The organism is Bacillus sp. BML-BC051 (assembly GCF_019656175.1).
GTDB lineage: Bacteria > Bacillota > Bacilli > Bacillales > Bacillaceae_G > Bacillus_A > Bacillus_A mobilis.
Genome location: NZ_BPLI01000111.1, coordinates 1 through 9,649 on the forward strand (window position 1 = coordinate 1; position 9,649 = coordinate 9,649).

Sequence of the window (9,649 nt, forward strand, 5' to 3'; positions counted from 1 at the left end):
CTACTTGTATCTATCTTTTTATAATTAAACTATATATTTTCCATATTCAAGAAGGATAAAGCTAGTTAACCAAAAGAATATCGCAATACGAATGATTACATACATAGTAAATTCAAAGGTAGTAAGCTTTCGTTCGCGTTTTATTTTTTTTAGAAGTCTAACAGAAAAAAATGAACATAAAAGTAGAACGGCTATAGATATTTTATAAATATTCTCTAACAAACTTACATTTTCTAATAAGTCTTTCAGCATGTTCATCACCTATTCTGTAAAGTATGTTACAGAGAAATAGATCTTGCGTTGTCTAGTTTCGTTTGTTTTTTATGTTCCCTGTATCATCAATTTCTACGTCAGTTGAAATTGTTTGTAAATATTGTAGAGCTTTTTTCTTTTCGTCCTCATTTACAGGAGAGATTTGGTTATTGTGAATGATGTAAGGATTGAATGACATTTGGACATCCTTTCCTTTAAAAGTTAAAGTTAATACGCCAGTTTCGGCGCTTTTCCCGCTCACATAGCTTGGGAATAAAAAGTTTCCTAATGAGTAAGCGATAGGAACTTTATTATAATACTCAAATCCTTGAAGCCAATGTGGATGACTTCCGACAATTGCGTCAGCTCCTGCTTCAACCATTTTAGGGACATATTTTTTTTGGTATTCTACCGGACGATTTGATTTTTCAACGCCCCAATGCATATAGACAATTAAATAGTCTGCATCTTGCTTTTGTTCTTTAATTGTTTTTGTTACGAGATTTAAATCATATCCGTTCGCAACACCAGGTTTATTGTCACCAGCTACCCAATTCGTATCAGGCATAAATCGGACGAATGAAAGAAATTTGAACTTTTTCCCTTTTACAGTCATTTCACGTGCTGTATATGCATCTTTTACATTTTTTCCGGCTCCAATGTAAGGGAACTTTAATTTTTCAACGTGAGAAATCGTGTCTAATAATCCATCTTGCCCATAATCAAGTGTATGGTTATTTCCGATATTTACGATGTCATATCCAGTGTTTTTTATCGCTTGTAGTGTGGATGGATCACTTTTAATCCAAAATAGTTGTCCAGGAGCCTTCTTTTCTCTTGTTGTAAATGCTGACTCTAAATTAACGAAAGAAATATCAGCCTTTGTTATTTCTTCTTTTACATGCTGGAATGGATAATCAGCCCCGTTTTTTTCGATTACAGGACGTAATTGCCAATCGAACATTGTATCACCAGAAAAGGTGAGTGTGATTTCCGGGTCTTCTATTTTCTTTTCATTTGTTGAAGCGGTTTTACTAGATTTGTTTTGCAAATCGGATTTGTCTTTCGCTTTTGAAGTAAAAGAGTAGTTAACTAATAAAACAATTGGTGTAATGCAAAAGGCTATTAACAGAAATCGTTTTAGTAAAGTTTTCATAAATACCTTCCCTTTTGAGTTTATACCGCAATTTGTAGGCAGTAAAACTCGCGCTAGTTAAAGTTTCACTTTATGTATAACTACAAAAAATTGCGGTTTATGTAGTGAAAAACATTTGTTAATATTCTCAATATTAAGTTAACATATAGATAACCTGTAAATCAATGAATAAACCAAAATATAGAAATAAAGAATTCGAAGGGTGAAGAATGAGAAATGGTTATATTAGGAGCAGTTGTAAATGGGGTTTGTATAATATTTGGTACTTTACTAGGTAAATTATGTAGTAGAATTCCAGAAAGCATGAAGGGAACAATTATGCATGCAATCGGTTTAGCGGTTACTGTGCTTGGACTTCAAATGGCATTGAAAAGTGAAAATTTCCTTGTTGTCATACTAAGTCTTGTAATTGGTACCGTCATCGGGGAATGGCTACAATTAGAGGGAAAGTTAAAACAGTTAGGAGATTGGCTAGAAAATAAAGTTGGATCGAAAGGGAAAGGAAGCATATCAGAAGGCTTTGTAACAGCTACTTTAATTTTTGCCATTGGTGCGATGGGGATACTTGGTGCACTCGACAGCGGGATTCGCGGAAATCATGATATTTTATTTACAAAGGCGATTATCGATGGATTTATTTCTATTATATTAACGACAACTTTAGGAATTGGTGTAGTGTTTTCAGCAATTCCAGTTATTTTATACGAAGGCGGTATTGCTGTTTTTGCAACACAAATTAATAGTTTGGTCCCGAAAGCATTAATGAATCAATTTATAGTGGAAATGACAGCGACAGGTGGTATTATGATAGCCGCTATTGGATTGAATTTACTTGGTATTATTAAAATTAAGGTGGCAAATTTACTGCCAGGTATATTGGTAGTTGGTATAATTGTTTCACTTATTTACGGTTACGGTTTAATAGTAAAGTAATAGGGGGTGGAGATACATATGGAGGAATTTCAATTTACGAAACGTGTTCATAACATAATGCATATTGCAGCAGAAGAGGCAGAAAGTAATATTATTCAACCAACTCATCTGTTTATCGGCATGTGTAAAGAAGGTACGGGAGTATGTAGCGAGTTGCATATGTATTTGTTTCGTAACGTGGGTACGGATTTTTTAGAAAAACTTTCATTACGAAAACAAGATGATTTGACGGATCAAGAGTATGAAAAAATAGGACAATATAAGGTATCTTATAAGGTGCTAGAAATTTTACAAATAGCGAAGAAACGTATGGAGCGTTTTCGGCAAGTAATAATAAATGAAGGGCATGTTATAGATGCACTATTTCGCGCGGATACGTTTATTGGAAATGCACAAATACAAAAAGATATATTACGTATTATAGCTGAGCCAAGAGATTTAGCGGTTGATCTAAAATGTTTTGTTCCTACTTATGAAGATATACCTTGTACTATTAGAAAGGCTAACCTTTCTGATTTTGAAAAATTAGCAAGTTTTGTTAATGAGGAATTTGGTGAACGTTGGATACGTTCAATAGAATATGGATTTCGTACATATAAAGAAAATGTACCTATTTACATAGCAGAAAGAGAAGAAGTGATAGTAGGTTTTGCTTGTTATGATGTAGTGAGAGGAAAGAAAGGATCGTTTGGTCCAATGGGTACAGCAAAACAAAATCGTGTGAAAGGTGTAGGGAGGCAATTGTTACATCGCTGTTTACATAGTATGAAGCAAGATGGATATGAATACGCAATTATTGGACAAGCAGGTCCGGTTGAGTTTTATGAGCGATGTTGTAATGCGCGTTTAATACCAATAATGGATAATTAACCAACTTCATTTAGGTGGAGTTGGTTTTATTATGAAAACAATGTGGAAATGTAGTGATTTTTACTAGAAAATAGCGGGTTTTGTAGTAAATCTTACAAATAAAGCAAATTACTAAACTTTTTAGAAGAAAGGGTGTAGAATGGGTATCTAAAGAAAGAAGGTGTGAAAATGGCCAGCTGGAAACGAAATTTGATGATTTGTTGGCTAGGTTGTTTTACCACTGCAGCCGGTATGAGTTTAGTAATTCCTTTTTTATCTTTTTATATTGAGGAATTAGGAGTAACTGGCACTTCAAGTATTGCACAGTGGTCGGGACTTGCATTTGGTGTAACATTTTTAATGGGTGCGATCGTATCACCAATATGGGGAAAGCTTGGTGATATACATGGACGGAAATTGATGCTGATTCGTGCGAGCCTTGGTATGGCGATTATTATGACGCTTATGGGATTTGTCACGGATGTGTATCAACTAGTCGCACTAAGATTTTTGATGGGAGCAGTATCTGGTTTCCTTTCAACAGCGATGACATTCATTGCGGCAGAAACTCCGAAAGAGCATTCAGGTTGGGCAATTTCTACAATTTCAACTGGTGGAGTGAGCGGTTCTTTACTCGGTCCATTACTTGGAGGATATTTGTCTGAGTTAATTGGAATGCGCCATGTTTTTCTTGTTACAGGAGCTTTTTTATTCCTTTCTTTTCTCATCGTTTTTTTCTTCCTACATGAAGAAAATCACTCCGCTCAAGCCAAAAAAGTACAAACGAAAAAAGTATGGACGATGGTTCCAGCTAAGCATTTAATTATTAGTTTATTTGTAACAACATTTATTATTCAACTTGCGAACATGTCAATTCAACCCATTATTACATTGTATGTAAAGAATTTAGAAGGATCAGGAACAGCTCATATTGAAATGATTGCAGGCGCAGTTATGTCAGCGACAGGGTTAGCGGTTATTTTGGCAGCACCAAGACTAGGAAGATTATCAGATCAAATCGGTCCTCAAAAAACGTTAGTTGTAGCGTTGTTTGCTGCAGGAATTATTTTTATCCCGCAAGCATTTGTAACCTCAGCTTGGCAACTATTAATTCTTCGATTTTTATTAGGTATCGCACAAGCAGGATTATTACCTTCCGTACAAACTCTACTAAAACAACATACACCAACCCATGTAACGGGACGAATATTTGGATATAATCAATCGTTTCAGTTTCTAGGGAATATGATTGGACCAGTACTTGGTGGACAAATTGCAGCACATGCAGGTTTCCAATATGTTTTCTTCTCTACTTCATCATTACTATTTATTGCGTGCATTTGGGTTTATTTTCATAATAAGAACGAAGAGGTATCAGAGAAACGACATTTGGAAGTTAGTTAACTAAGTGAATAAAAAAGAAAAAGGATGAAGCAACGATTGCTTCATCCTTTTCTTTAAAATTGAAGACAAAGATAGCTTAATGTACCCATCTCGTAACTGCGGTGAATGACTTCACCGTTATTTTCACCGCTTCCCATAGCGATAAATAAAGGTACGAAATGCTCTGCTCTTGGTACTGCTAATTGTGCATGAGGCGCATTGTTCTCCCAATTAAATAATGCATCTTTATTAGTAGTCTGCATATGTTTAATAATCCAATCATCAAATTCAATTGCCCATTGTTCGGGTGTCGTTTGATTCCATTTCAAAGCTCGTAAGTTATGAACAGTAACACCGCTACCGATTATTAAAATATCTTCTTGTCCAAGCCCTTTAAGTGCTTCTCCAATCTTAAATTGCTCTTTTGCAGGAAGGAATGGATTGACTGAAATTTGGACGACAGGAATATTTGCTTCTGGATACATGCGGTGCAAGAGTGTCCATGAGCCATGATCTAAACCTCTCGTCATATTATGATGGACTGGAATACCTTTGTTTTTAAATTTCGTTTCTAACATAGATGCAATGTTAGAAGAACCTTTCGCACGATATTTGATTTCGTATAATTCAGGAGGAAAACCTCCAAAATCATAAATTGTTTCATATTCGTTATCTGATGAAGAAATCGTTAATGCTTCACTTTCCCAGTGAGCAGTGAAAATAACAATCGCTTTCGGTTTATATGTTTCTCCAAGTGTTTTTAAAAACCTTGTATAGTCTGTATCTTGAATAGCAAGCATCGGTGATCCATGTGCTAAAAATAATGATGGCATCATAATGGAAACCTCCCAAAAATATAATAGTTACTTTATGTAAGTAACTATACAATTTTATTTTGTGTTCGTCAATATATTAGTTTAAGAGCTAATTGGAAAAGTGAGTCATTTGTCATAATGAAGGCAATTGCATATAATACATAATAAGAATAATGAATGGATATTCATTTTTTGATATACATAATAGAGTTGGGGGCTGACGAAATGAACGTACAGGAAAGTTTCGTTACGGCATTGGATGGATCGGAAATTTATTTACGTAAGTGGCTACCAGAAGGAGATCCGCGAGGGATTATTCAAATTGCACATGGTATGACAGAACATGCAGGTGTTTATACAGACTTTATTGCTGCGTTATTAGAAGCAGGGTATGGCGTTTATGCCCATGATCATAAAGGTCATGGGAAAACAGTGAAAAGAGAAGAAGATTATGGTCATTTTAAACCAAATGTAGGTTGGAGTGAGGCTGTGTCTGATGTTATTTTTGTATCAGAAACGATAAGAAAAGAGCAGACATGCCCATTATTTTTACTTGGCCATAGTATGGGTTCTTTTTTATCAAGACGTGCTGTACAACTGAAAGGTGAATTATATGATGGATTCCTTATTTCAGGAACTGGTGGAAATCCAGGGTTATTAGGAAGTATCGGTCATAAAGTAGCGACAATTGAGATGAAATTACGCGGGGAAAAAACGAAAAGTCCAATGTTAAACTTTTTATCATTCGGAAATTTCAATTCGCACTTTAAACCAAATCGTACAAAATTTGATTGGTTATCTTCAGATAATAATCAAGTTGATAAATATATTGCGGATCCGTTATGTGGATTCATTTGTACGACGAGTTTTTATCGAGAATTATTTTCTGGTGTACTAGAAGTAAATAAATTAGAAGAGTTCAAGAAAACACCGAAAAACCTTCCAATACATATTTTTTCAGGAGATCGTGATCCTGTTGGGGATATGGGGAAAGGTGTAAAAGAAGTATATGAAAACTATAAAAAATGCGGCGTGACAGATGTAACGCTGCGTTTATATGAAAATGGAAGACATGAAATGTTCCATGAAGTAAATAAAGATGAAGTATTTCAAGATTTGATTTCTTGGTTAGATAAGCATATTGTATGAGAAGAAACCTCACTTTTTTGAAGTGAGGTTTCTTTAAGGAGATGGAGGAGTAGTTATGAGTGAATTTGTAAATAAAGAATATGTAGAAATAGATTTTCAAGATGTTTTGATTAAAGAAGAGGAATTGAAAAATTGTACGTTCATAAAATGCCGTTTTAGAGGGATGGATGCATCGGAAGTTTCTACTGAAAATTGTAATTTCATAGAATGTGATTTTACCGGCGCTCTTTTTAATGCTTCTATCCATCAAGGAACTACATTTGCAAATTGTAAGTTTGTTGGTGCAAATTTATTCGTATCGAAGTTTGAAGAATGTAAAATGACTGGCTCTGATTTTGAAGAAGCGAATTTAGACGGAATAACTATCATATCGGGCGATTGGTCCTATACGAATTTAAGGTTTGCGAACTTAAGTAAACAAATGTTAAAAGGTATACGTTTAATTGAAGCTGACTTATATGAATGTAATTTAGAAAAAGCAGATTTACGTGAAGCGGATTTAACAGGTGCACAATTAGGCAAGGCGAAACTTAGCGGTGCAAATTTAAAAGGAGCGATAGTTGATAGAATTGATTTTACAAGTTTTAATTTAAAAAATGTGAAATTAGATATAGCGCAGGCAGTTGCAGTAGCAAGATGTTATGGGGCTAAGGTGAACTAAATTGTTTGAAAAACCGTTCAAAATGCTGAACGGTTTTTCAAATCATAATAGTAGTATAATAGTAAATGAGGTGTTCATACTATGGAAGATAAAACATTAGGTATACTACTAGATGTAGTTGGGGAATTATTTTCAGATGAAATATCAATTGCCGTTTCGAATACGGAAGAATATATTTATTATCGGCCAAGTAAACGAATTGATTTAAAGATTAGTGCTGGGAATCCTATTAAGGAAGGGACGATTGCTCATAAAGCAATGGTAACGAAGCAAAAAGCCTCTGAGTTTATTAATCGGGACGTTTTCGGTATTCCTTATCATGGAATGGCCGTACCGTTTTCAAATAATGGGAAGATTGAAGGGTGCGTGACGGCAATTTATCCCGCTTTAACGGATGGAAAGTCAGTCGTTACTTTAAAAACAACAGACGGCTGGGTTCCAGTTCCTTTCTCAAAGGTGATGTATTTAGAGGCTAAAGATAAAAAGACATATGTGAATTCAGAAGAGTTAACAGGAACACATAAGTACTCGCTACAAGAATTCGAATACTTGCTGCCGAGAGATTCCTTTATTAGATGCCACCGTTCCTTTATTGTAAATGTGAATCATATTAAAGCGATTTACCCTGATACGCATTCTACTTTTTTACTTTCTATGGATAACGGAGAGAGGGTACCAGTGAGTCAATCATACGCTAGCTATTTTCGTAAGCTTCTAGGATTCTAAATTTATCTGCTTTAGAACCTAGATTTGCTGTTTTATCTGAATTTTCGGCATTGTGTACGAAAATCCCTATTTTGATGGTGTTAATGTGTAAAATAATTATGAATATTCATTGAGAGAGGGATTACATATGGAGAATAATTTAGATAGAATTAGGGATCAACGTTTCAAAGATCGCGTAGTTACACCTGAAGAGGCAGCTTCATGGATTGAAAGTGGAATGACTTTAGGTTTAAGTGGATTTACACGCGCTGGGGATGTAAAAGCAGTCCCGTTTGCACTTGTAAACCGAGTAAAGAATGATAAATCTTTTAAAGTAAATGTTTATACCGGTGCTTCCTTAGGTTCGGATGTAGATAAATTATTTGCTGAGGCAGGAATTTTAGGGAAAAGATTGCCTTTCCAAGCTGATGCGACTATGAGAAAAGGAATTAATAACGGAGACTTTTTATTTGTGGATCAGCACTTATCTCATACAGCAGAGTTACTTCGTGCCGACGTTATGGATATAGATGTCGCTATTTTGGAAGCGGTTGCGATTACTGAAGACGGAATGATTATTCCAACCACTTCAATTGGAAATTCCTTAGCATTTTCCTTAAATGCTAAGTCCATTATTATTGAAATGAATATGGCTCAATCTACGCAACTAGAGGGGCTACATGATTTATATGAACCAGGTAAACAAGGGGAAAGACTCCCAATTCCGCTCGTAAAAACGGATGATCGAATTGGAACGATCGGTATCCCGATTGATGCTGAAAAAGTGAAGGGGATTGTGTTTACGAATCAACTGGATTCACCATCGACAATTGTTCCTCCAGATGAAGAAACTGTCATTATGGCACAACATTTAATAGAGTTCCTTCGAGAAGAAGTTAAAGTAGGCCGATTAACAAATCGTTTAGCGCCGTTACAATCGGGAATTGGTTCAGTGGCTAATGCAGTATTGCACGGCATGCTAGATTCGGAGTTTGAAGATTTAGAAGTGTATTCTGAAGTTTTACAAGATGCGGTCTTTGATCTTATGGACGCTGGGAAAGTTAATTTTGCTTCCTGCTGCTCGATCACGCTTTCTGAAGAGAAAATGCAAAAAGTATTTTCCAACTTTGAAAAATATCGTGACAAATTAATGATGCGCCCGCAAGAGATTTCTAATCATCCTGAAATCATTCGTCGCCTTGGATTAATCTCGATTAATACGGCGTTAGAATTAGATATATACGGAAATGTTAACTCTACTCACGTTTTAGGTACAAAAATGATGAATGGTATTGGTGGTTCTGGCGATTTCGCAAGAAATGCACGCCTAGCTATCTTTGTTACTAAATCGATAGCGAAAGCTGGTAACATTTCAAGTATCGTTCCTTTCGTTTCACATGTAGACCATACGGAACACGATGTAGATGTTATCGTTACTGAACAAGGCTATGCTGATTTAAGAGGACTAGCCCCAAGAGAAAGAGTGGAACTAATTATTGAGAATTGCGTACATCCAATGTATCGTGACCAGCTAAGAGCTTATTTCGAAGAAGCACAAACAAGAGGTGGACAAACTCCTCATGTTTTAGAAAAAGCTTTTTCTTGGCATACGAATTATGCTAAAAATGGAACAATGCTTGAAGAGGTAGTAGAAACTGTTTAGAAGTGCAAAAATGATTCTTAATATAATATGCCATAAAGGTTAAAAGAAAAAGAACGCCAATTTTGAACTGAACCCTATAAAAT

10 protein-coding genes are annotated in these 9,649 nt (G+C 35.4%); 7 read left to right on the forward strand and 3 right to left on the reverse strand.

The genetic code is table 11. The annotated features are described in order from the left end of the window. Nucleotides 1-24: 24 nt before the first annotated feature. Together K5S59_RS28930 and K5S59_RS28935 are read right to left on the reverse strand one after the other, a co-directional pair. On the reverse strand, nt 25-252 hold the full coding sequence (locus tag K5S59_RS28930) for a hypothetical protein (RefSeq protein WP_000910220.1): 228 nt from the start codon (nt 250-252) through the stop codon (nt 25-27). A gap of 52 nt (nt 253-304) precedes the next feature. Next, entirely contained in the window at nt 305-1,408 is a 1,104-nt protein-coding gene (locus K5S59_RS28935) for a CapA family protein (protein WP_000854498.1), read from the reverse strand. 216 nt (nt 1,409-1,624) lie between these two features. Between K5S59_RS28935 and K5S59_RS28940 the strand changes: the two genes are divergently transcribed. The 3 genes from K5S59_RS28940 to K5S59_RS28950 all read left to right on the forward strand — a co-directional run bounded on the left by K5S59_RS28940 (nt 1,625) and on the right by K5S59_RS28950 (nt 4,594). Next, the gene (locus K5S59_RS28940) at nt 1,625-2,341 is read left to right on the forward strand and encodes a DUF554 domain-containing protein (RefSeq protein ID WP_000236055.1); all 717 of its coding nucleotides are present in this window, start codon (nt 1,625-1,627) and stop codon (nt 2,339-2,341) included. A gap of 18 nt (nt 2,342-2,359) precedes the next feature. Further along, a complete protein-coding gene (locus tag K5S59_RS28945) occupies nt 2,360-3,211 on the forward strand; it encodes a GNAT family N-acetyltransferase (protein WP_120449834.1) in 852 nt (283 codons plus the stop codon). A gap of 168 nt (nt 3,212-3,379) precedes the next feature. Then, on the forward strand, nt 3,380-4,594 hold the full coding sequence (locus K5S59_RS28950; RefSeq protein ID WP_000179306.1) for a multidrug efflux MFS transporter: 1,215 nt from the start codon (nt 3,380-3,382) through the stop codon (nt 4,592-4,594). Nucleotides 4,595-4,647: 53 nt separating this feature from the next. On the opposite strand, the gene K5S59_RS28955 is transcribed toward K5S59_RS28950, so the two are convergent. Next, a complete protein-coding gene (locus K5S59_RS28955; RefSeq protein ID WP_016088399.1) occupies nt 4,648-5,409 on the reverse strand; it encodes a DODA-type extradiol aromatic ring-opening family dioxygenase in 762 nt (253 codons plus the stop codon). 204 nt (nt 5,410-5,613) lie between these two features. On the opposite strand from K5S59_RS28955, the gene K5S59_RS28960 reads away from it, so the two are divergent. The 4 genes from K5S59_RS28960 (at nt 5,614) to K5S59_RS28975 (ending at nt 9,566) form a co-directional block, all read left to right on the forward strand. After that, complete coding sequence (locus tag K5S59_RS28960; protein ID WP_001102580.1) at nt 5,614-6,537, forward strand: alpha/beta hydrolase; 924 nt, start codon at nt 5,614-5,616, stop codon at nt 6,535-6,537. 55 nt (nt 6,538-6,592) lie between these two features. Beyond that, nucleotides 6,593-7,198 (forward strand): pentapeptide repeat-containing protein, encoded by a 606-nt coding sequence (locus K5S59_RS28965; protein ID WP_098258301.1) that lies wholly within the window; start codon nt 6,593-6,595, stop codon nt 7,196-7,198. A gap of 81 nt (nt 7,199-7,279) precedes the next feature. Next, nucleotides 7,280-7,924 (forward strand): LytTR family DNA-binding domain-containing protein, encoded by a 645-nt coding sequence (locus K5S59_RS28970; RefSeq protein ID WP_000389696.1) that lies wholly within the window; start codon nt 7,280-7,282, stop codon nt 7,922-7,924. 127 nt (nt 7,925-8,051) lie between these two features. Next, a complete protein-coding gene (locus K5S59_RS28975) occupies nt 8,052-9,566 on the forward strand; it encodes a succinyl-CoA:acetate CoA-transferase ScpC (protein ID WP_000429785.1) in 1,515 nt (504 codons plus the stop codon). Nucleotides 9,567-9,649 lie beyond the last annotated feature (83 nt).

What these genes read in the sequence shown, in the direction of transcription:
- K5S59_RS28940 (WP_000236055.1), top strand. Translation starts at nt 1,625, where the DNA reads ATGGTTATATTAGGAGCAGTTGTAAATGGGGTTTGTATAATATTTGGT.
- K5S59_RS28930 (WP_000910220.1), bottom strand. Translation starts at nt 252, where the DNA reads ATGCTGAAAGACTTATTAGAAAATGTAAGTTTGTTAGAGAATATTTAT.
- K5S59_RS28970 (WP_000389696.1), top strand. Translation starts at nt 7,280, where the DNA reads ATGGAAGATAAAACATTAGGTATACTACTAGATGTAGTTGGGGAATTA.
- K5S59_RS28960 (WP_001102580.1), top strand. Translation starts at nt 5,614, where the DNA reads ATGAACGTACAGGAAAGTTTCGTTACGGCATTGGATGGATCGGAAATT.
- K5S59_RS28950 (WP_000179306.1), top strand. Translation starts at nt 3,380, where the DNA reads ATGGCCAGCTGGAAACGAAATTTGATGATTTGTTGGCTAGGTTGTTTT.
- K5S59_RS28965 (WP_098258301.1), top strand. Translation starts at nt 6,593, where the DNA reads ATGAGTGAATTTGTAAATAAAGAATATGTAGAAATAGATTTTCAAGAT.
- K5S59_RS28945 (WP_120449834.1), top strand. Translation starts at nt 2,360, where the DNA reads ATGGAGGAATTTCAATTTACGAAACGTGTTCATAACATAATGCATATT.
- K5S59_RS28975 (WP_000429785.1), top strand. Translation starts at nt 8,052, where the DNA reads ATGGAGAATAATTTAGATAGAATTAGGGATCAACGTTTCAAAGATCGC.
- K5S59_RS28935 (WP_000854498.1), bottom strand. Translation starts at nt 1,408, where the DNA reads ATGAAAACTTTACTAAAACGATTTCTGTTAATAGCCTTTTGCATTACA.
- K5S59_RS28955 (WP_016088399.1), bottom strand. Translation starts at nt 5,409, where the DNA reads ATGATGCCATCATTATTTTTAGCACATGGATCACCGATGCTTGCTATT.